The organism is Salipaludibacillus agaradhaerens, from assembly GCF_002019735.1.
Lineage (GTDB): Bacteria > Bacillota > Bacilli > Bacillales > Salisediminibacteriaceae > Salipaludibacillus > Salipaludibacillus agaradhaerens.
Map to the genome: position 1 here is coordinate 1,204,531 of NZ_KV917378.1, position 22,795 is coordinate 1,227,325.

Genomic DNA, 22,795 nt, shown 5'->3' on the forward strand with positions numbered 1-22,795 from the left:
TTTGCATGAAAATTACGTTGCTTGTCTGATGCGATCACCGGATCATCCATCAGACAAGTCATAAAATTGTTTTAGTTAAAACAAGTGAGGTGGAAGAATGGATTATGAAATGATAGGCATTACTGTGCTATGGTTCTTTTTATACGGTTATTTAATCGTGGCATCGGTAGACTTTGGAGCCGGATTTTATAGTTATTATACAAAACAGACAAATAAAAACCATATTACACACAATATTATTCAACGCTATTTATCCCCAGTTTGGGAAGTAACAAATGTCTTTCTTGTCTTTTTCTTTATTGGAATTGTGGGTTTTTTCCCTGATACCGCTTATTATTATGGGACAGCCCTCCTGCTTCCAGGAAGTGTAGCTATTATTCTTTTAGCATTACGAGGTTCTTATTATGCTTTTGCAACTTATGGCGCTGAAGAAAGTAAATTTTATTCTTTCCTTTACGGCGCTACAGGACTCCTTATTCCAGCTTCCCTCTCTACAGTATTAACCATTTCTGAAGGTGGATATATTAGTACTGAAAATGACGGGGTTCAGCTGCTTTACGGTGAATTGTTTGGCAGTCTTTATTCATGGGGAGTTGTGCTACTAGCCATTGTTAGCGTATTATTTATCTCGGCTTCGTTTTTAACTTTTTATGCTTCAAGAGCAAAAGATAGTCAAGCAATGTCATTGTTGAGGAAATACGCATTAACATGGTCTTTTCCCTCTATCGGAATGGGGATAATCGTATTTTTCCTTCTTAATAAACGTAACCCTGAGCATTTCCAAAGTATGCTTGATATTTGGTGGGTATTCGGGTTATCATTAGTGGCATTTGCTTTAGCAACGTATTTTATTTGGCAAAAGAAGCACTTAGGGATCGCCTTTATTCTTGTGATGATCCAGTATTTTCTCGCATTCTTTGGCTATGGTGCCGCCCATTTACCTTATCTATTGTATCCCTATTTAACTATTTATGATGGCTTCACAAATGAAACGATGGCGATTTCACTCATTGTTGCCTTTATTGGGGGATTATTAATGCTGATTCCTTCACTCTATCTTTTAATGAGACTGTTTCTTTTTGATGCAGATTACATTGAAGGAAAAAAATAGACAGGAGGTTATCCTATGAACTTAACGACATTTTTGATCATGGTCGCTCCCCCATTAGTTGTGGTTTTCACACTATTCATTGTATTTTTCTGGGGTGCAAAAGGAAAGCCACCTTCCTTTATCCAAGAAAATGAAAATAATGAGGGAGATCATTCTCCAAAACAAAATAACTAACTCTTATATAAAGCCGTTTCCAAAATAACACTTTTTGGGGCGGCTCTTTTTTTCATATTAATTTCAAACACTTTACTTTAACCATGAGATGTTTACGAGGCTTCCTAAAATCACCATCTCCTTCTTCCTTGCCTAAAAAACTTTTATGAGGGCACTTCTAATTTCGTCACTCACTTTTCATATACTACTTACAATTTGAAGCCGCACAAATCATCCATAGCTATTAAACATTTATGTTATATTTTATTTCATTAACAGTCGAATTGATTTCATCAATCATGGTCATATCGTTATTTCCAAACGTATGACTCTTTCCACTACAGATGGACGCTTTCCGTGTGGCTCGTCTTCCCAGAGCAGTCGCCATATTCGTTCCAACTCTTCGTTTCTAATGACGAACATTTTGTTATTTACCCCCATATTATCCGTTATATTTAGCGTGACATTGCATTATGAAATTGATTCAGTCATTGACATATTTAGGCTATTAGCTTAAACTTGTTTTAGTGTATTATTCGAACTAGTACACTTAGTGCACTAAAATATGACAGGCAAGCTATTTTAAAAAGGTGGTGAGTTCATGCTGTTTCAAATTGACCCTAAGCAACCTATACCTCTATATGAACAGATCATTCAACAGGTGAAAGAAATGTATGCAAAAGGCCTCCTTAAACCTAATGAAAAACTCCCTTCAGTTCGAGAATTAGCCTCTCACATGGTCATTAATCCTAATACCGTCAGTAAGGCTTATCAAGAACTTGAGAGACAAGGGATTATTGCAACCATTAGAGGACGTGGTACTTTCATAGTTAAACAAGACATTAAGCCTGCCCCTCCTACTGATATAACACGTTTGAAAGATACTTTAAAGCAAGTGGTGATTAACTGCTACTATGCGGGTTATTTCAAAAACGATTTAATTGAATGGTTAGAAGACATTTATACGGAAATGGAGGAGATTGCAGATGAAGATTAACCATCTATCTAAAAATATTCAGGGAGTTCAAGTTTTAGAAGATATCGATTTTTCAATAGGAAAAGGTAGTATTATAGGGGTTATCGGTCGAAACGGGGCTGGAAAAACCACTTTACTACGAACGATGGTAGGAATAATTGATCCTACTCACGGCAATGTCACCATAGATGGAGAAAGTATCTTTGAAAACCCCTTGTTAAAAGCGCAGATTGTTTTCGTACCTGATTCTTCGGAAGCCCTTAAAAATTATAGTACTCAGGAAATTTTGACGATGTATAGTACAATTTACCCCGCTTTTGATAGAGACTACTTTCATGAGTTAATGACACGTTTTTCCTTACCAGCAGTGAAAAAAATAAGTACATACTCAAAAGGGATGAAGGCACTTTTTTCGCTCGTCATAGCCTTTGCAACGAATGCAAGCTATATTTTACTCGATGAACCGACTGACGGACTTGATGTCATCGTAAAAAAAAGAGTTCTGAAAGTTCTTATAGAAGAGGTAGCTGTTAAAGACGTTTCTGTGATCATTTCCTCTCATAGACTTGACGAATTAGAATATATCGCCAATGCCATCATTATGCTAAAAGATGGGAAAGTTCATAGTCATTACGAACTTGATGATCTGAAGTTGATGTATCAAAAGATCCAAGTTGTTTTCCCTAGTAAAATGCCTGACACATTAACTAATAAATTGACTATTATTAATCAAACTGGCCGAGTATACACTATTATCTTAAACAAAGAAGATGAAGCTCTTATCAAGCTCATAAAAGAAAATAATCCGTTATTATTCGAAGAACTTCCTTTATCATTAGAAGATTTATTTATTGCAAAGTTAGGAGGGAAAAATGATGTTTCATAAAGCCTTATGGTACCAAAATTACAAACAAACCCGCCTCGTCATATGGATGATTCTCGCGTTATTTGTTATTCACATGCCATTACAAGCTATCCTTGCTATTGAACGTTGGAAAGAAGAAGAACAGATGTATTTTTCGGAAGGCTATACCTTTCAAGTTGACAAGTGGGACGTTCTCATGATCTTTTCTGAAGGGGCTCTGTCGATTTTTTTAACAGCAGCTATTATTGCTCTTGCTTGCATGCTCATTGGATTAGAACGAAACACGCGCAAACAAGATTTTACATTTTCTCTCCCCTTTTATAGAAAAGATATTTTTCTATCTAAATGGTTATATGGGACATTCACTATCGCTGTCCTACATATCATACATTTTTTAATCGCCTACATGATCATTTATCAATCAGAATACGCTGATGTACTAAAGCTCGTCACAGGGACAGAAATATTTTGGAGCCCGTTTCTCGGATTTCTTTTATTTTTTACATTCGCTTTATTCATCGGCACGTTTACCGGTGAAATGATGTCCCAAATTGCTCTGACAGTCATATTCGGCGTATTACCATTGGGAATATATGCTCTCTTACAAAATTTTATTAGCCTTCACTTCAACTATTATATTGATTTTCCAGAGTGGATTCATTACATCACACCCTTTACGTATGTATACGATCATACATCACATTGGACCACGTGGCTTTTTCCTATTGTGTTTATCTTCCTTCTTCTTTGGGTAAGTGTTGTACTATATACCCGTAATAAAATAGAACATAATGGTGAATTCCTTATTTTTAAGCAGCTTAATCCACTTTTCTTTATTGGCATTACAATCTGTTTTTCCTTATTAGGAGGTATGATTGTGAGCTCTTTAGCTCCAGGAACCGCGAAATTATCAAGTATCATTGCCTACTGGATAGGCTTTGTGACCTTTCTACTTTTTTCATTGCTTATAACGAAGCGTCTTATGACAATGAATTTGACATTTCGTGCTAAATCTTAAATTGATTAAAATCGGTTGTTGGTAAGATCAACAGCCGATTTTTACAACCTACACGCTCTTACACTTGTCCTCTTTTTTATTCATCCTTACATGATAGCTCCCATTATCAAAAGCTAATAAAAGACATACCACTTCAATAAAACGAACCTTCAATCAGAACATTATCATCCGTTATATTCCACCTCTAGAAATTTATCTCTCCTCTCTATTTTATGACAGGAGCTTTACTGCGGGTATCTGCGATAAAACGCTTGCAAAACTTGTATATACAAATTACAATAGATTTACCGGTATTATATTTGTATATACATGTTTGTTTTGTTGTGAAATGATTGATTCAGGGAGGTTAGTACGATGCAAAAATATGAGCAGCAAGTTCGTGATATTCTTGACGCTTTAGGGGGCGAAAGCAATATTGAACAAGCAACCCATTGTGTCACAAGGCTTAGACTAGCTTTAAAAGACGAGTCAAAAGTTGATTCAGACAAATTAGAAGCGATCGATATTGTCAAAGGCTCTTTTTCGGCAAATGGTCAATTTCAAGTGGTTATTGGTCAAGGAACCGTCGATCAAGTTTATCGTGAAATGGTAGCCATGACTAATATAGGTGAATCTTCTAAAGAAGATGTTAAAGAGGCAAGCTCAAAAAAAATGAACCCGCTGCAAAGAGCAGTAAAAACATTAGCTGATATTTTTATTCCTATCTTACCAGCCATTGTTACAGCTGGACTCTTACTAGGTATAAATAACATTTTAACAGGACCAGATATTTTTTTTGACGGACAATCGCTAATTGACGTTTATCCACAATGGGCTGATTTAGCAGAGATGATCAATATTATTGCAAGTGCTGCCTTTGCATTTCTACCTGCCCTAATTGGATGGTCTGCTGTCAGACGCTTTGGAGGTAGCGATCTTCTCGGGATTGTACTCGGCTTAATACTCGTTCATCCTGATTTACTTAATGCATGGGCTTATGCTGATGCACAAGAAGCAGGAGAAGTCCCAATTTGGAACTTACTAGGGTTAGAAATAGAAGCGATCGGTTATCAAGGTCAAGTATTACCTGTCTTATTCGCTTCCTATATATTATGTAAAATAGAACTAGCCTTAAGAAAGCGCGTTCCAGATGCTATTCAATTATTAGTGGTAGCCCCTGTCGCTTTATTACTGACAGGTTTCATTACGTTCATTGCTATCGGGCCTTTAACATTTGCTCTTGGTAATGGGATTACTAGCATGTTTGTTTGGTTATTTGATGTATTACCAGCAGTCGGAGGATTCGTTTACGGCATACTTTATGCCCCACTAGTAGTGACAGGCATGCACCATGCATTTCTTGCTGTTGACCTTCAACTGACTGGGACAGGTGATGGGACGTTTTTGTGGCCAATCCTTGCCCTTTCAAATATTGCCCAAGGATCAGCTGCTTTAGCAATGATGTTTGTTAGTCACAATGAAAAAGTTAAAGGACTTTCCGGTACATCTGCCGTATCAGCCTATCTCGGTGTTACTGAGCCAGCGATGTTTGGCGTCAATATTCGTTTTAAATACCCATTCATTTGCGCTATTATTGGTGCAGCTATTGCTGGAACGTTTATTTCCTTAAATAGCGTGCTTGCTTCAGCTGTTGGTGTGGGCGGTATTCCAGGATTCCTCTCTATCTTCCCACAAGATTGGATACCATTCTTCATTGGGATGGGGATCGTGATTATCGTGCCATTTACACTCACATTCCTTTATGGGAAACTCGTTGTAAAAGAACACAGCTAATTTGAAACAGCCGTTTTATACTGTTCTCATTAAGTTGTTGCACTAGGAAAAAACCGCTTAAAAAAGAGCTGGGCTCGTATGAAAACATCCCAGCTCTTAAAATTTTGAATATCGAGCTCTTCTATCTTAGTTACTAGTCGTTTTCAAAGCATTTAAGGCTAAAGCAATGTCTGCTCCTGTCACTGCATTATTTTCAACAAGGGCTATATTTGTTGTTAAAGTGGCTCCTTGACTTATTTCTTTTAAGCGATTTAATAAAAACGGCGTTGTCTCTTTTCCAGTAATTCCTTCATCATTGGCCGCTTTTACAGCATCATGTATAATGTTATTCACCTCATTTGGGTCCATCTCATGTTCCCTTGGTACAGGGTTTCCAATGACTGCTCCTCCCTCCAAATTCAATTCCCATTTTACATGTAGCATATGGGCAATATCCTCAGCGGATTGAGCATGCACATCTACACCGTAGCCACTTTGGCGTGTATAAAAGGCAGGAAAGTCAGACGTTTGATAGCCAATAACTGGTACTCCTTGGGTTTCCAGATACTCTAGTGTTAAGCCGATATCTAAAATAGATTTAGCCCCGGCGCATACAACCGCCACATCCGTCTTTGCCAATTCTTGTAAATCAGCTGAGATATCCATCGTTTCTTGTGCCCCACGGTGCACCCCACCAATTCCACCGGTGACAAATACCCGAATTCCAGCTAAATCTGCACATATCATTGTGGCCGCTACTGTTGTAGCACCTGTTTTTTTAGCTGCTAGTACGGCTGGTAGATCGCGGCGGCTTACTTTTTCTACATCTTTTTCTTTCCCAAGCTGGACCAGTTCACTATCCGATAAACCAATTTTTATTTTCCCATCCATAATGGCTATTGTAGCTGGAACTGCCCCTTTATCACGTATAATTTTTTCAACATTTCTTGCTGTCTCAATATTTTGTGGGTAAGGCATCCCATGAGAAATAATTGTGGATTCTAAAGCAACAACTGGTTTGTTAGTCCGTTTTGCTTGAGCTACCTCTTCTGATAATTGGATATAATATGATAACGACATCGTCATCCTCCTTAATTATTAATAAAGCGCTGTAACATGTCAGTATCTCTTGTTTTTACAACACTTTCATCAGTTTCTAATGTTTGTCTTGCTAACTGAAGCCCACACTCACAAGCATGCTTTAACGTGGCCCCTTCATTAAGTGCATATATAACGCCAGCTGCAAAGGCATCTCCTGCTCCAGTTACATCTTTAATGTCAGCTGGTAAAGCTTGAAGCTCACCGTATTCTCCTTCTTCGTTTAAATAACAAGCACCGTCCTGTCCCATTGTGACAACAATATTTTTGACCCCTGCTTCTTGCACCTTAGCAATTTTTCCTTGAAGGCCTTTCCAATCAGGTGATAAAGACATTTTTTCAAGCAAAGTGGCCAATTCGGCGCGATTCATGATTAAGTAGTCAAGATTTGATAAGTCATCCGGAAGACGACTTACTTTTTTGGCTGACACAGTTACTAGGACGAAGCGTTGTTTATCCGATTTTTTTTGTAAAAGATAAGCTAACACATCTTTTGGAAAGTTTGTATCTAAAACAACTAAATTTGCTGACATAATATGTTTAGTTAATCGCTTTATATCGTCAATTGTCACCATATCGTAAATTTCCATATCTGCTAAAGCAAACATGAGATCATTTGTATCATTTAATACGGCTGTATAGGAACCCGTTCTTTCACCTTTTTTTACTTGAGATATTGTAAAGTCTACGCCTTCAGTGTTTTCCCGGATTTTTGCTGCCTCTGAGTCATCACCAGTAAAGGTTAAAAGCGAAACTGGCATTTTTAGACTACCTAGATTTTCAGCAATGTTACGTGCTACACCACCCACAGATTCAGATACTTTAACAGGATTAGAATCATGCACTTTAAACTCGCTGTACAGTCGCGCTTTAATGTCCATATTAGCCCCGCCAATACAGAGAACTCTATTAAAATCATTGAGTACATACGCCCGCCCTGTAATAACACCATTTTTCATCAATGAAGACACATAGCCAGCTACTGCCGAGCGAGAAATATTCACACGCTCTGCTAACTCCTGTTGTGTTATATAAGGATTTTGCCGAATAAGATCAATAATCTGACGCTCTTTTTCATTCAAAATTATCCCTCCTCTCAGTTCTCTTTGCATCTTTATTGTAAACTAATGTTTGTCTTTCAGTCAAATGTTTGTTTAAAATAAATTAACATACATTTTCCTTCTTGGGGGTATATAATCTTTAAAGACTTATGATATAACTAACTACAAGTCATATAATTGAAACGAGGTGTCAATTTGAAGAACTTCCCTCTCTATCGCATCACTGTGATCGTCACAATGTTTCTTAAATTTGTGTTACAACTTTATTTTTTCCACAAAAAACATAAAACATGGACAACAACTACATATGAGAGATGGCAAGCTTTATTAAAAAAACAAGCTGTGGAATATCGTGAGAATGCAATAAAATTAGAAGGATTAATGATTAAGGTAGGACAATTTCTCAGCACCCGTGCTGATATAATGCCAGACGTTTTTTTAAATGAATTAGCTGATCTCATTGATAAGGTCCCCCCAGTTCCATCAGACATATCCAAAAAAATTCTTGAAGCAGAATGGGGACAAACTCTTGACAGCCATTTGTCATATATAAGTGACAAACCAGTAGCTTCCGCCTCTATCGGAGAGGTATTTAAAGGCACGTTACTGAACGGACAAGATGTGGCCATTAAAATCCAACGGCATAATATTTATAAAATAATTCATACAGACTTTAAGGCTTTAAGAATTGTATTATGGATCACTAAGAGATTCACAAATATAGGAAGAGAAATAGATACAGAAGCATTATATCAAGAAGTTGTTTCCATCATAGGAGATGAGCTCAATTACTATAAAGAATTAAAGAACGGTCAATATTTCCAAAGGCGTTTCCACGATAGTACCGATTATTATATCCCTCAATTTTACGAAGAATATAGTACAGGGAAAGTACTTGTGATGGAATGGATTGAAGGAAGAAAAGTGACTGATATCCCTTTCCTACATAAACATAAAATTGATAGAAAAGTAGCTGCACGAAAGTTATTTCAATTTTTTGTTGATCAGCTGTTTGATTATGGTATGTTTCATGCAGACCCTCATCAAGGTAACATTCTCATTACGCAAGATGGCACGATTGTGATTCTTGATTTTGGGATGGTAGGAGAAATTTCTAAAGAGGATGCCCAACATATTCGCCAAATGATTCAAGGTTTTGTATTGGATGATTATAATCTCGTTATTAATCAACTAAAGGAGCTTGGTTTCTTATTACCTCATGCTAATAAACATAAGCTTCAAACATTGTTGAAAACGTATATTGATATGTATATTGAAAAAGATATTCATCACCTTGACGAAAAGCTAGTAGAAGGCATTTTTCAAGATTTAAAGCAAATTGTGCGCGAACAGCCTATTCAATTACCTGCTGAGTTTGCATTTTTAGGAAGAGCTACCTCAATAGGATTAGGTGTGTTAACGATTATCGATCCTCACATCGACTTCATGGCTCTTGGAAAACCGGTGGTACGTGAATGGTTAGATAAGGATGAGGAGCGTTCCGGAAATATAAAATGGCATTTTATTAAGGAGTCTGTGAAACCTTTATTATCCTTGCCACGTAACTTAAATGAATGGCTTCATGCACCAGAATCTAAACGACGTTCTGAAGAAACCCGCCAATTCCAACGCTTTGATCATCATCGTTACTTATTAATGATGTCGCTATCTTATGTGTCTTTATTACTGACACTTGCTTTTTATTTTATTTCGATTATTATAGGGAACAACCAACTACAGTTTATAACACTCTCATTCACCGGACTTACCTTTAGCTTAAGCCTTATGACCACTTTCCTTCACAGACGGTGGATCAATAAAGCGAAACAATCACATTATTTCTAGTTTAATTAAATTATATTTTAGGAGGAGTTTAACATGAATAATTTACTTAAAACAGGATTTCTCTTAGGTTTAGGTGCAGCAGTGTCAAGTAAGGAAAAAGTGGAAAAGTATATTGATCAACTTCTCGTCAAAGGAAAAGTAACACCACAAGAAGCCGATGATTTATATCAATCACTATTGAAAAAGGGAGAAGAAACAGAAGAACAATGGAGCAATAGAACGAAAGATAAGATGCGGTCAGTTATGGAAGACTTGAACATTGTTTCCCGCGATGATTTTGAGAAGCTGCGTCATCAAGTGAATGATTTAGAGTTAAAGCTAGCAGCATTAGAAAACCAAAAAAATACTGAAGATGATGAAACTTAATCCTATATAATTATAATGAGCCCCTTCTATCCTTGATAGAGGGCTTTTTCTTTTAAATCAATTTTCTCCTTTTCACGTTATTGCCAAGCAAACTTATTAACACTATTATCTTGAGTTTTATTTTTGCTATGAATAGAAGAAGAGTAGAGGCAGCAACCTAATATCTATAAGTACTTTAAAATAATGAGGAGGAGACACATATGAACATCAGTGAGTTACATTCTGGTGATAACGTGTTCGTCATTCAACGAAACCCACATACACAATCTGTCGCTCATATCCAAGAAGCACACATTGTAGACAATCCCTATTCTCCTGGGCAGTTAGCTCTTTTTTTCCGTGAGGAATATTACCCACTGTCAGATGAATTTGCTATGTATGCAAGTTATGAAGAGGCAGAACAAGCCTATGATGCCTTTTTCAACTCCAATTATTCTCATACCAGTGAAGACCCAATTCAGGAGGCTTACGAATAATGATAAAGCCTTTCGTTCCTCAGCTTGTCTATATTGAACCACGGGCTCTTGAGTATCCATTAGGGGTAGAATTAAAACGAAAATTTACTAATATGGGTATTGAAATACGCACAACAACTTCACATAACCAAGTTCGTAATATTCCAGGGGAGACTCACCTGCAAAAATACCGCAATGCAAAATCAACTCTTGTTGTGGGGGTACGAAAAACGTTAAAATTTGATACTTCGAAGCCATCGGCAGAATATGCTATTCCTCTTGCTACTGGCTGTATGGGGCATTGTCAATATTGTTATTTACAAACGACAATGGGAAGCAAACCATACATCCGTACCTATGTTAATACAGAAGAAATCTTTGAAGCGGCGGATGCTTATATCAATGAGCGAGCCCCTGAAGAAACGAGGTTTGAAGCAGCATGTACATCAGATATTGTCGGCATCGATCATTTAACCCACTCATTAAAAAATGCTATTGAATTTTTCGCAAAAACAAAGCATGGAAAGCTGAGATTTGTCACAAAGTTTCATCATGTTGATCATTTATTAGACGCTGATCACCAAGGAAAAACGCGTTTTCGGTTTAGCATTAATGCTGACTATGTGATCAAACATTTTGAACAAGGTACTTCTCCATTAAATGAACGTATTAACGCCGCTGTTAAAGTTGCTGAAGCTGGCTATCCATTAGGCTTCATCATTGCCCCCATCTATTTGCACGACGGATGGAAAGAAGGTTATTTAAATATGTTCGAAAAATTAGATAGTCAATTACCTGATAACATTCGCGACGACATCACATTTGAACTGATACAACATCGTTTCACAAAACCAGCTAAACGAGTAATTCAAAAAAATTACCCAATGACAAAACTTGAATTAGATGAAGAAAAACGTAAATATAAATGGGGGAAATATGGAATTGGAAAGTATGTTTATCAACAAGAGGAACAAGAGGATATCAAGAAAACACTTCATGACTATCAAGAACGTTTTTTCCCAGAGGCTCACGTAGACTATTTTACGTAAATCGTAGTGTATAACGCTTCTTTATTCATCCTCTTTACGATGTCACCAACTCTTTACACTGAGGTGTCCTGACAGGACTACCCCTTACTTTGTATAACCAAGGCAATATTTTTAAATTATGAAGAAATGTAACTTTAAAGTACCTTTCCAAAACAACCAAAATGGGGGCACATTAGTATTATCCATCCCTTTTAAAGTGGAATATCCATAAAAGAATCAAAAAAGGGAAAAAGAAAAGTAGCTAAATAAAGAGAGGCGCCCCAAAAGTCATTAGTGATGACATTTTGGAACAGCCTCTTAATTCTAATTATTGACTGATAAACATTTGTGTCCAGTAGTGACGATAAGAGCCGCCCTCAGCATAACCGACACCAATATGAGTGAAATCACTATTAAGAATATTCGCTCGGTGCCCTGGTGAATTCATCCAAGAATTTACTACCTGCTCTGGAGTAGCTTGTCCAGCTGCAATGTTCTCTCCAGCACTTCTATAGGAAATATCGAAGCTCCTCAGCATATCAAAAGGACTGCCATAAGTTGGACTAGTGTGTGAAAAGTAATCGTCATCCCTCATATCCTCAGATTTGACTCTAGCAACCTCTGAAACATCTTCTGCTATGTCAAATGAGTCTAGGCCTCTGCTTTCTCTTTCTTCATTCGTGAGACGTATGACTTCTTGTTCAAATTCAGACAAGCTGCTATCAGTTTCCTGTTTTACTTGATTGCTAGTGAGTTCAGGGCTACTAGTAGGAATTGAGAGCTCCTGACCAGTCTGAATAGTGAACGGTTTAAACAGGTCATTTTCTTCTACCAATTCAGAGAGAGAAACATCATAGCTTTGGGAAATACTCCAAAGCGTATCACCCGATTCTACACTGTGTACAGACTGGGCTTCAGTCACAGAACCGAATAGTGGCAACACTAATCCTAAAGCTAGTAATGATGGAATAATTTTTTTCATCATTTTTCAACACCTCCTGAGGGCAATTATCCCATAGATATCTAACTTTGAGGAGAAGATAAAGGATTAACACTAAAGGACTAATTTTTATAGTAAAATAATATTATAACTTTAATACCTGGCTATTTTCTTTAATTTTAAGACCCGTGAGTTGCAAGGCTTGCTCGAGGTTGCTCACGACTTGCATATGTTTAAATGAAATACCTAGATTAACAATTGTTTGTACAAGTTCAGGTCTAAGTCCCGAAATAACGGCAGTCACTCCGATAATCTTCAAAGCATCATTCAATTGAAATAAATTATGGGCGATTGCTGTATCAATCACATGTACACCGGAAAGGTCCACAATTAAGTAAGATAACTCTAGCTCTCTCCCTCTATTTAATGATTTTTCTAACAACTCTTTTGATCGATATGTGTCGATCGTACCTATAATCGGTAAAATAGCGACCTCTTTTGTAAGCGGTACTACTGGGACTGAGAGCTCCATTAACTCTTCCTGTGCCTGTTTAAATGTTTGTTCGTTGTATTCGACGTATGTTTGTGTAAATGAGTATACCACTTGATCAAACATCGGATTTATAACATCTGCTACATAAAAATAATCTTCCAATGGCATATTCATCTGTTTAAAATCTTTCCTAATAAAATTATATATTTCTTTACGAAGGAATGGGAGGACAAGCATCGCCCTATCAACGGATACTCCTGACTCCACAGCTAGTCTACCAAATCTTTTTGCCCACTCTTCAATATAAACTTTTTCTCCCGATTCATTCATCTCTATCAGTGTCTGCCCAATTCTATGTAAAAGTTCAACTAGATAATCTTTAGATTCCACTTTAGATAATTCCTGACTGGCTTTTTCATGTTTTTGATAAAATGCCTCTCTCACGTCTTTAACAAGACGCTCTTTTTCTTCTACTAGTCTTTCTCCGGCTTTCTGCATAAATTTTGATGGCATAAGCTCTATCCCCCATAACAAATTTAAGTTCATCATAACTACTTACCACAAACGAAAGACTATTAAACATCTTTTTTCCTAAATCCATTATATTGGTATTGATATATCATTTTCTCAGTGATCTATCAAACATAACTTCTTTCGTAATAATAATTTGTCGTAACTGACAACCATCACACATATACTCGTAAAAGGCAACAGTCATCCTTCCAAAGCTAAGTGAAATTAGCTCGTCCACCTATCTACTTTAGGTTCACAATTGAGAAGAGAGGTAAAGAACGGACGCTAATGTCATGATTGAAGGTTCGTTTTGTCATCCGTATATTATAAGAAATTTATTGCATATTAGTGTGTTATTGCTTTAAAAGCATCGTTATGAAATCATCCAGTTGTTAAATCAATACTGTCATTCACTAGTTTTAAAACTTATTAAAAGAGGTATTTAGAGTCCAACTTCCATTTGAAAGGAGCCCAAACAATGTATGGTCACTTTCGCATCGAAAAAGCTCCCTCAAGACGACGCTCATACCGATATAAATGGCTAGTCTTTATTACCATTTTAATTTTAGCTATTGCAGGCTATCTTCTATTTAATTACGGACCACATCTTCTCTCCCTATAAAAATCCCCCTGATAATAATCGGGGGGAGTAAAACTATGAACATTGAAAAAATCTAATTTGATTAGTATCAATCCCCATATATACCCATCGAAACTGACGGGGACGCCAACGGTAACCCGCTACGGACGTACGACCGATAAATACGGGCCAAAACCAAAATCGCCTTCCATCATTCAACGTCACATACGTATAACGATTTAAGCATCTCCGAAAAGCTCCTGGATCAACAGCAAAAGTTCCTGGCGCTCCTACTCCTGTAGCAGAAGGTGGTGGCACAGCTGGTGGCGGGCCTGGAGGAGGTCCCTCTGTCGGTGCACCTCCTGTCCATGGGTCAGGCTGCCATGGTGGGCGCGGTGGCGGGCCAAACCCTGGAAACATCGGTCCCCATCCTCCTGGGTATCCAGGAAAACTCGGTAATAACCAATCAAGCAATTGTCGGTTATGCACGTTTGTCTCTCCTTTCCTCTCGTTTCTTTATAGCCTATGTTCAGAGAGAAAACGTGGTGCTTGCCTATTTCAATCGTGTTTAGTCCGTTTTAAAGCTCAAAGAGGCCGTCTTGTGCCTGGTCAGTTGTAATAATTGGCTTCCCATCTGTAATCACAAGGGTGTGTTCGTATTGGCTTGACAGTGAGCCATCACGTGTACGAGCAGTCCAACCATTATCATCCATTTTAGACTGCCATCCCCCTGCATTAATCATAGGCTCAATGGTTATAACCATCCCTTCTTTCAATCGTTTCCCCTTACCAGACAAGCCAAAATGCGGGATGTTAGGCTCTTCATGAATCGTTGGACCGATACCATGTCCGGCAAAATCACGAACGATCCCGTAACCAAAAGGCTCTACATAAGCTTGGATCGCTGCACCAATATCCCCCACTCTATTCCCGGCAACCGCTGCTTCAATTCCTTTATATAACGCTGCCTCTGTCACGCTATTTAATTGTTTAATTTCCTCCGTCACCTCTCCTACCGTATATGTCCAAGCAGAATCAGCGAGACCACCGTTTAAATCGACAACAAAATCCATTGTCACGACATCACCTTCTTTTAAAGGGGTTTTTCTTGGAAAGCCATGGCATATCTCATCATTGATCGAGGCGCACGTAGCAAATTTATAGCCTTGATAGCCTTTTTGAGCCGGTTTGGCTTCAAATTGTGTTAAGGTTTTTTCTACATATGCGTCTAATTCAAGTGTTGTAATACCTGGTTCTATCAGTGTTGCTAATTTACGGTGGATACTTGCCACTAGCTTTCCTGCCTCTTTCATCATTTCAATCTCGCGTGCCGATTTTCTTTGAATCATCTCTCTCGTCTCCTTTAGCCATTTATTACATAACCAATTAATTAGTTCACTATATGTTATAAACTATATCATGTAACTTACTGCATCAATTCGTCCTCTGTATGATATCTCATCACATATGTAAGCGTACATTACATGTGCAGAACATCCTTTTCTAATTTCCACTTTTAGTGGCGAAGAGTACACTCCTAGGTGGAATACATAAACCCTTTAGAATCTAACATTTTACTCTGATTTTACCTTTAGTAAAATTCTTTTCCTTCACCTTCAGATTATTGTTTCATTTTTTTAAAGTTTTTTTATTACAAAACCGTGAGATAATACTCACACACGACATCAGCCCCTATTATATCAAGGTCTATCATACCAATAATTTCCCTTCTCAATCAACTAAACACGATCATGTTTAAAACTAGGAAAAGGGCCTTTCATATTCACATTGTCGTTTTAGATCACATTATCCTTTATAATTTGACTTTATGAAACACTCTATAAATGATAAGCTTCCTCTCAGTTGGACATACAATCATAATATTAATTCAAACAAGGAGTGATTAATATGATTAAGCTTGTGCCATACACTGACGAACATTCGATCTATTTAAAACAATGGGTGAAGAATTTTTCTCCAGCACAATTAATGGAATGGGGAGGCCCATCATTTCACTACCCTTTAACAGATAGGCAATTAACTAACTATATAACTGCGTCTTATGAAGTGCCTCAGAAAGTCCACATTTTTACCGTTTTCTCTCAAACTACTGATTCCCCTATCGGTCATATATCATTAGGAAAACTGAATTTACAGCATCAATCTGCCCGTATTGGAAAAGTATTGTTAGCTCCTGAAGCACGTAAAAATGGATATACACCTTTATTATTAAAAAGAATACTCTCCTATGCGTTTAACACGTTACAACTACATAAAGTCTCATTAGGCGTTTTTGATACAAACATACGAGCCAGACATATTTACGAAAAATTTGGGTTTATTCAAGAAGGCTATTTTCGTGATCACGTGAATGTGGATAATGCCTATTGGGGAATGTATGAAATGAGTATTCTTGAACATGAGTGGCGAGCAATGTCGTTAAACCATGAGTAACTTTGAAACATTCTCTTATAAATGACAGGGACATTTCAGACCTTGACAATCCCTTTTCAAATCATTAAATCATAGCCGAAACCATTGATCCTTTATCCAGGGGTTGATACGATAAGCATCGTTGAAAGAGGAAACACATGAAGGAGGTTTTCAATTTATGAAACCAAATACTAAAATCCGATCTTTTCAACGATTGGGCATTTCAGCAGTGGCAGCCGGCGCCATTTTCTTCACAGGCACAGACGCTCAAGCAGCTGATGGAGAAGAAGAGTTAGGTGAAAAGTTACTATATAAAGGAAAATCCCACGAGCATGTCGTGGAACTTAAAGAACTCCTTGAAGAAAACGAGCTTCTCGAAAAAGCAGAGAACAGTGACGAATGGAGTTCTGAATTTGATGATGCCACGAAGGAAGCTATAAAAGATTATCAAGAAGAATATGATCTGCTAGTCGATGGGCTAGCAGGTGTCCAAACAGTAGGAGCACTTCTTGGACTTGAACAAGGAGACGAAAATGACCTCGTTCTCGCATTGCAGGAAGACTTAGCTGAATTAGGCTATTATGATAGTGATCTGGACGGTAAGTTTGGCCAACTTACTGAAGAAGCTCTCATTCACTTTCAACAGGAAGAGGATGTTGAAGATGAGGAAGGCATAGCAGGTCCGCATACTTACGCAGCCTTACATGACCTAACTAGTAGATACAACAACAATATAGACGCAAGCCAAGAGGAAACAGTTGACACAACATCTCAGGCTAATGATGAATCAGCTGAAGCTGAATCTAACAATGAAGAAACGAGTTCTAATACTGAAGCAGAAGGCACAATGACGATGGAAGCAACAGCATACACAGCTTATTGTGAGGGCTGCTCAGGCATTACAGCAACAGGGATTGACCTAAGAAATAATCCAGATGAGAAAGTTGTTGCTGTAGATCCTTCCGTTATACCATTAGGCTCAATTGTAGAAGTAGAAGGTTATGGGCGAGCAATTGCCGGTGATGTAGGTGGCGCTATTACAGGAAACCGCATCGACTTACATGTCCCTTCTCAGGAAGAAGCAATCGCCTTTGGACGACAAGACATTCAAGTCACTATTATTGAAACACCATAAGCATAATGCTGAGGAGGTTGTCATCTAGACAACCTCCTCGCTTCTTGATTAAACCACTTTTTAATCAAGATTCTTTTCATATACTTTTAAATGCTGGTAAACCAGCCTTAATAGTGGTGTTTCAACCCCTAACCGCTCTGCTAACAATAGCAAATAACCTTGTAAATGATCTGCCTCAATAGGTTGTTGCTTTTCAATATCTCTCAGCATCGATGATTTCATGGAGAAATCAGCATTATCAATTAACCTCATTTGCTTTTCAACTATACCATTAGCTAATGGTGCCCCTTCCTCCGTCATCGTAATCCTCACTTCTTCAAATAGTTGCTGAATATAGGTCCTTCCTTCAAGTGTATCTCGAATAGGCCCTATTGCTGATCGCATTAAGGATGTTATGCCCGAAAGGACTGTAATGAACAAATACTTATGCCACATATCTTGTTCAATCTGATCACTTAAACGAAAAGATGCTTTCGTTCCAGAAAAAATCGCCGCTAATTCCTTCGTCCGAGGAGACCTTTTCCCTGACCACTCCCCGTAAGTTAATTCATGCACGCTACTTGATTGAATAATATGTCCTCTTTCGTTTAAAGTAGACTCTATAAAACAAAGGCCGCCCATCACTTGATTTTTTGAATAATAAGCGGTTAACTCGTCCACATGTTCTATACCATTAAGTAGCGGAATAATGGTTGTATATTCTCTGACGAACGGTGCCACTGTTTGTAAAGCTTCATGAAGATGATATGATTTTGTAGCAATGATGACCACATCAAACGGCTCATCACCACTTCCTGTAAGAAGTGTCCGTGGCTTTAATGTCACATCCCCATGCACACTTTTTATGACTAATCCTTCTTCTTTTAGTTGATTATGACGTTTTTCTCTTACAAGAAATGTTACATCTTCCCCTTTTTCAAGAAGTCGACCACCGAAATACCCACCTGTTGCACCAGCACCTAAAACTAATATTTTCATGTTTTTTTCATCCTCCTCATTTTCACGTCATTATCTTTTTCCACATCCAAATGATGATTTCCTTTTAGCTTTCAATCACTTTTAATTTTACATTTATAGCTATCCCGTTTGCATTTACCTTCTAGTACACGTAAAAGGTCTCGAAACGACTTATTCGCATTGACGCTTTCTTTTATAGGTTTATTTAATATTTCTTTAGACGTTTATCATGATCTATATTATCCTTGTAGAAAGGAGCACTAAAAATTTAAGGAGGACGAAACATGGCTAACTTTTATGAGGAAAAAATTGATTTCCAGAGGCCTAAAGCCATTGAAACTGTGTTTAAAAAACTGCTTGATACACCTATTGATTCAGTCAAAAGCCTAGAAAATTGGCTCATTCAACAATCAATATTTTTTGATGAAATAGAAGAGGGGTTAACAGGTCATTACATAGATTTCCAATGCTATAGCCAATCCGAAGAGAAAAAAAAGCAATTTGAATACGATCAGCAAACAATTGAACCTTTAGTTAAAAAATATAGTGCTCTCTTGGATGAGAAATTTCTTGCTTCTCCTTATAAAATAGAGCTTGATTCAAGCCATTATACGCAATTTATTAAAAGTAAAGAGAATGCTAAGGCACTATTTAGAGAGGAAAATATCGCTTTTGAAGTCGAAGAGGACCTATTAGCCACTCATTATTTCGAACATACAAGTCGTTTAACAGTGGATTGGCACGGAGAAGAGAAAACTTTGAGTGAGCTCTCTATTTATTTGGAAAATGATGAAAGGGCTGTTCGAAAAGAGGCTTTCTCTCACATCGCAGAAGCTTTTACAATAATTGAAACTCCCTTACAGAAAATTATGGATGACCTCATTCAGATTAGACAAAAAAAAGCGAGAAATGCAGGGTTATCTAATTATCGGGACTATATGTTTAAAAAATACGAACGGTTTGACTATACGCCAGAAGACTGCAACACATTGGCTGAAGCGGTACGTAAACACGTCACTCCCCTTAAAGAAAAGCTTCAAGCGGCTCATAAAAGTGAATTAGGTGTTGACCTTTACCGTCCATGGGACACGAATGGTGTGGCGAAAGGCGAGCATCCATTGAAACCCTTTAATACGAGAGATGAGCTCGTTCAACGTACCACTAACATTCTTTCTAAAATGGATAGCCGATTTGCTGATCTACTAACAACAATGGATGAACGTTATATGCTTGATTTGACAACACGAAAAGGAAAGTCCCCTGGAGGCTTTTGTTCACCACTACCAGTTTCAAAGCTTTCATTTATATTTATGAATGCATCACAAACACACGATGATATCATTACACTTCTTCATGAAATGGGCCATTGTATTCATAATGATTTAAAAAAAGAATTGAAGTTAAGTAAATATCGTGACACACCAATGGAGTCAAGTGAATTAGCTAGTATGAGTATGGAGCTATTTTCAATGGACCATTGGCATGAGTTTTACGAGAATAAAACCGACCTCATTCGTGCCAAAAAAGAGCTATTAAAAGGGATTATTAATTTTCTACCTATGGGAGTTGTGGTCGATCAATTCCAACATTGGCTTTATGAAAATCCAACACATTCAATCGCAGAAAGAAATGCTAAATTTTTCGAGTTACAAAAATATTACAATTCCTCGGTTGTTGATTGGAGTGGCTACGAAACATGGGCTGAAAATTCTTGGATGCGTATCCTTCACATTTATGAAGTCCCATTTTATTTTATTGAGTATGTGATTGCCCAGCTAGGTGCACTGCAAATGTATAAACAATATCGCGAGAATCGAGAAAGAACGTTGGAAAATTACAAAAAGGCTCTTAAGCTTGGTGCCTCCTGTTCTCTACCAGAAGTTTATGCTGTTGCAGGAATTTCCTTTGACTTTTCAGAAACTATGATTAAAAATTTGATGGATTTTCTAGAAGATGAGCTGGCGGCAGTGACTGACTTAAACTAACGTCATCATCGTATAACCGCTTTTTGTGTGTTTTAAAGTAAGAAGGGGGGAAGTAGGAGTGTTTCCCCTCTTAACCCTCCACTCCTAATTAGGCTTGTTTCAAAACTCCTTATTAATAGGGTCCTCGTATATAATCATGTACATCATGTTTGTAGAATTCTGCAAGCCTCGTCATCTCTCTCTGAGAAAATTTCTTTTCGTGAACAGCTTTTAAGTTCCTTTCAACTTGATCAGCTGTTTTAAAGCCTGGAATGACAGTGGAAACAGCGTGGTGCTCTAATATCCACTTCAATGCAGCAGTTGCCATACTCTCCCTCTCATGAGCGATCCACGCTAACTCTTTGCTTAATTTTACCCCTTTATCAAAGGGAATGCCTGCAAATGTTTCTCCTACGTTAAATTGATCCCCATCTTTATTAAAATGACGATGATCATCCTCTGAAAATTGATGTCCTTCAGAGAACTTCCCAGTTAATAGCCCGCTAGCTAAAGGTACTCTTGCCAAGATGCCTACCCCTTTATCAATTGCTTTCGGGAACAAATTCACTACTGGTTTTTGCCTAAAAATATTAAAAATAACTTGCAAAGCTCTTACATTTTGCTGATCTAGACAAAGTAATCCCTCTTCCACTGTTTCAACACTTACACCGTAATAGCGAATTTTCCCTTCCTTTTGTAGCTTATCAAGCACATCAAACACATTACCTTCCTGCAAAATCTTAATTGGTGGACAATGAATCTGATATAAATCAATGTACTCTCGGTTAAGGCGTTTAAGGGAGTTTTCAAGGTACTTTCGAACGGAAGGCTCTGAATAAGTTAGAGGATCATGGATATCTCCTGAACGACAAAATTTGCTTGCAATATAGATGTCATACTTTTTTCCTTTTGTAGCTTTAGCTAATAATTTTTCACTACGTCCCTCCCCATAAACATCGGCTGTATCAAAAAAATTAACACCATGCTCAATCGCCTTATTTAATCCTTCCAGGGCCTCTCTATCACTCGTCTTCCCCCACGCCCCACCGATGGCCCACGTGCCGAAACTTAATTCACTAAGCTTTAAATCTGTACTTCCCAAACGGCGATAGTTCATTATATCCTCCTTTTTGGCTCCCATGAACAACCTTGCCCTTCTCACCTGCTGAATTAGTCCTCTTTCTTTAACTCATCCAAAATCTCTTTCTCTCGTTTTTTAAATGTTTGGATAAAAGGGAATGGATCTGACTTTACCGTGTAAGAGAATACCCCTTGACTCGTATGAATATAAAGTAGCCCTTCACCTCCCGGAAGTTCCCTATATGACATGTCAAAGATCTTCTCAGCAGGAAATTCCCGTCGCTTCGTCACAAGCTTATCTTTATACAAATACATCATTCTTTCATATTCTACATTCTTTTGTTCGATACTGTTTACTTCTCTTTCAACCTTATAATAAGGCTGCGTGGCAAGCAGAGTCATCAACTTCCTCCTTTTTGTCGTTCGTTTGACAATAATGTATCACACATGCATCGTGACCTTCTAAATAAACCACATAAAAATATGTCGATATTTTTCTCAAGAAAATAATTAAAAACCTCTTCACATACAGCGATATATATATTAAAATGCCGATATAATGAGTTATAGAGTGATGAAATCATTTAATTTCTATTTAGGATGTTATATACACATTTAAGGCTGATTTTGAGCTTAAAACACTTTTTTTAAAGGAGGGAGCTGCATTGAAAAAAACTTTTTTAGGGTTTAGTATTGTCTTCTTCTTTGCTATTATGGGTCATTTCTTTGCTTAGCTTGTTAAATGAGCTTATACATGCAAGGAAGCCCCCTGTTTAATGGAAAGTAACGTATTTCTTGTTTCAAACAGCTGGATCGCACGTATGAAACCCCTTTCAAAAACACCTATCCGTTAGGTGTTTTTTCGTTTGTCTAAATCCTATTATTTCAAGGTTGTGATGCAAATACATGGCCTATTTTCTCCTTAAAGCTTAACATGAAAGGATATGACTACGATAGATAAACAACCAGAAA

22 protein-coding genes are annotated in these 22,795 nt (G+C 37.5%); 13 read left to right on the forward strand and 9 right to left on the reverse strand.

Features of this window, described 5'->3' with window-relative positions:
- Window positions 1–97 precede the first annotated feature (97 nt).
- The 6 genes from BK581_RS05815 to treP all read left to right on the forward strand — a co-directional run bounded on the left by BK581_RS05815 (window position 98) and on the right by treP (window position 5,896).
- A complete protein-coding gene (locus tag BK581_RS05815; RefSeq protein WP_078577290.1) occupies window positions 98–1,111 on the forward strand; it encodes a cytochrome d ubiquinol oxidase subunit II in 1,014 nt (337 codons plus the stop codon).
- Window positions 1,112–1,126: 15 nt separating this feature from the next.
- The gene (cydS, locus tag BK581_RS20045; protein WP_169837465.1) at window positions 1,127–1,285 is read left to right on the forward strand and encodes a cytochrome bd oxidase small subunit CydS family protein; all 159 of its coding nucleotides are present in this window, start codon (window positions 1,127–1,129) and stop codon (window positions 1,283–1,285) included.
- A 583-nt stretch (window positions 1,286–1,868) separates the two neighbouring features.
- Complete coding sequence (locus BK581_RS05820) at window positions 1,869–2,261, forward strand: GntR family transcriptional regulator (protein WP_078579865.1); 393 nt, start codon at window positions 1,869–1,871, stop codon at window positions 2,259–2,261.
- The gene (locus BK581_RS05825; RefSeq protein WP_078577291.1) at window positions 2,251–3,126 is read left to right on the forward strand and encodes an ABC transporter ATP-binding protein; all 876 of its coding nucleotides are present in this window, start codon (window positions 2,251–2,253) and stop codon (window positions 3,124–3,126) included. The genes BK581_RS05820 and BK581_RS05825 overlap by 11 nt, the downstream gene beginning before the upstream one ends.
- Window positions 3,113–4,123: an ABC transporter permease subunit gene (locus BK581_RS05830; protein ID WP_078577292.1), complete on the forward strand. Its 1,011-nt coding sequence runs from the start codon at window positions 3,113–3,115 to the stop codon at window positions 4,121–4,123. The genes BK581_RS05825 and BK581_RS05830 overlap by 14 nt, the downstream gene beginning before the upstream one ends.
- Window positions 4,124–4,477: 354 nt before the next feature.
- Window positions 4,478–5,896: a PTS system trehalose-specific EIIBC component gene (gene treP / locus BK581_RS05835; protein ID WP_078577293.1), complete on the forward strand. Its 1,419-nt coding sequence runs from the start codon at window positions 4,478–4,480 to the stop codon at window positions 5,894–5,896.
- A gap of 126 nt (window positions 5,897–6,022) precedes the next feature.
- Here the strand turns inward: treP and BK581_RS05840 are convergent, their stop codons facing one another.
- Window positions 6,023–6,955: a pseudouridine-5'-phosphate glycosidase gene (locus tag BK581_RS05840; protein ID WP_078577294.1), complete on the reverse strand. Its 933-nt coding sequence runs from the start codon at window positions 6,953–6,955 to the stop codon at window positions 6,023–6,025.
- Window positions 6,956–6,966: 11 nt separating this feature from the next.
- Complete coding sequence (locus BK581_RS05845; RefSeq protein ID WP_169837562.1) at window positions 6,967–8,055, reverse strand: carbohydrate kinase; 1,089 nt, start codon at window positions 8,053–8,055, stop codon at window positions 6,967–6,969.
- Window positions 8,056–8,229: 174 nt separating this feature from the next.
- Between BK581_RS05845 and BK581_RS05850 the strand changes: the two genes are divergently transcribed.
- The 4 genes from BK581_RS05850 to splB all read left to right on the forward strand — a co-directional run bounded on the left by BK581_RS05850 (window position 8,230) and on the right by splB (window position 11,749).
- Window positions 8,230–9,879: an ABC1 kinase family protein gene (locus tag BK581_RS05850; protein WP_078577296.1), complete on the forward strand. Its 1,650-nt coding sequence runs from the start codon at window positions 8,230–8,232 to the stop codon at window positions 9,877–9,879.
- Between the two features lie 33 nt (window positions 9,880–9,912).
- On the forward strand, window positions 9,913–10,245 hold the full coding sequence (locus tag BK581_RS05855) for a phasin family protein (protein WP_078577297.1): 333 nt from the start codon (window positions 9,913–9,915) through the stop codon (window positions 10,243–10,245).
- Window positions 10,246–10,445: 200 nt separating this feature from the next.
- Window positions 10,446–10,721, forward strand: coding sequence for a transcriptional regulator SplA domain-containing protein (locus BK581_RS05860; protein ID WP_078577298.1), 276 nt, complete (start codon window positions 10,446–10,448; stop codon window positions 10,719–10,721).
- On the forward strand, window positions 10,721–11,749 hold the full coding sequence (gene splB / locus BK581_RS05865; protein WP_078577299.1) for a spore photoproduct lyase: 1,029 nt from the start codon (window positions 10,721–10,723) through the stop codon (window positions 11,747–11,749). The genes BK581_RS05860 and splB overlap by 1 nt, the downstream gene beginning before the upstream one ends.
- Window positions 11,750–12,056: 307 nt before the next feature.
- On the opposite strand, the gene BK581_RS05870 is transcribed toward splB, so the two are convergent.
- From BK581_RS05870 to map, 4 genes are all read right to left on the reverse strand, one after another.
- Window positions 12,057–12,713, reverse strand: a complete 657-nt coding sequence (locus BK581_RS05870) for a CAP domain-containing protein (protein WP_308240400.1) — start codon at window positions 12,711–12,713, stop codon at window positions 12,057–12,059.
- A gap of 100 nt (window positions 12,714–12,813) precedes the next feature.
- Window positions 12,814–13,674: an STAS domain-containing protein gene (locus BK581_RS05875; RefSeq protein WP_169837564.1), complete on the reverse strand. Its 861-nt coding sequence runs from the start codon at window positions 13,672–13,674 to the stop codon at window positions 12,814–12,816.
- 655 nt (window positions 13,675–14,329) lie between these two features.
- Window positions 14,330–14,743, reverse strand: a complete 414-nt coding sequence (locus tag BK581_RS05880; protein ID WP_245828908.1) for a hypothetical protein — start codon at window positions 14,741–14,743, stop codon at window positions 14,330–14,332.
- An 89-nt stretch (window positions 14,744–14,832) separates the two neighbouring features.
- Window positions 14,833–15,603 (reverse strand): type I methionyl aminopeptidase, encoded by a 771-nt coding sequence (gene map / locus BK581_RS05885; RefSeq protein WP_078577301.1) that lies wholly within the window; start codon window positions 15,601–15,603, stop codon window positions 14,833–14,835.
- A 559-nt stretch (window positions 15,604–16,162) separates the two neighbouring features.
- Here map and BK581_RS05890 point away from each other — a divergent pair.
- Both BK581_RS05890 and BK581_RS05895 read left to right on the forward strand, forming a co-directional pair.
- The gene (locus BK581_RS05890) at window positions 16,163–16,708 is read left to right on the forward strand and encodes a GNAT family N-acetyltransferase (protein WP_078577302.1); all 546 of its coding nucleotides are present in this window, start codon (window positions 16,163–16,165) and stop codon (window positions 16,706–16,708) included.
- Window positions 16,709–16,865: 157 nt separating this feature from the next.
- Window positions 16,866–17,822: a peptidoglycan-binding domain-containing protein gene (locus tag BK581_RS05895; protein ID WP_078577303.1), complete on the forward strand. Its 957-nt coding sequence runs from the start codon at window positions 16,866–16,868 to the stop codon at window positions 17,820–17,822.
- 60 nt (window positions 17,823–17,882) lie between these two features.
- Here the strand turns inward: BK581_RS05895 and BK581_RS05900 are convergent, their stop codons facing one another.
- On the reverse strand, window positions 17,883–18,800 hold the full coding sequence (locus BK581_RS05900) for a ketopantoate reductase family protein (protein WP_078577304.1): 918 nt from the start codon (window positions 18,798–18,800) through the stop codon (window positions 17,883–17,885).
- A gap of 263 nt (window positions 18,801–19,063) precedes the next feature.
- On the opposite strand from BK581_RS05900, the gene BK581_RS05905 reads away from it, so the two are divergent.
- Window positions 19,064–20,764: a M3 family oligoendopeptidase gene (locus BK581_RS05905; RefSeq protein WP_078577305.1), complete on the forward strand. Its 1,701-nt coding sequence runs from the start codon at window positions 19,064–19,066 to the stop codon at window positions 20,762–20,764.
- A 112-nt stretch (window positions 20,765–20,876) separates the two neighbouring features.
- Here the strand turns inward: BK581_RS05905 and BK581_RS05910 are convergent, their stop codons facing one another.
- Both BK581_RS05910 and BK581_RS05915 read right to left on the reverse strand, forming a co-directional pair.
- Window positions 20,877–21,860, reverse strand: a complete 984-nt coding sequence (locus BK581_RS05910; protein ID WP_078577306.1) for an aldo/keto reductase — start codon at window positions 21,858–21,860, stop codon at window positions 20,877–20,879.
- A 53-nt stretch (window positions 21,861–21,913) separates the two neighbouring features.
- Window positions 21,914–22,225 carry a hypothetical protein gene (locus BK581_RS05915; RefSeq protein ID WP_078577307.1) on the reverse strand — a complete coding sequence of 104 codons (312 nt, stop codon included), beginning with the start codon at window positions 22,223–22,225 and terminating at the stop codon, window positions 21,914–21,916.
- Between the last annotated feature and the right edge of the window lie 570 nt (window positions 22,226–22,795).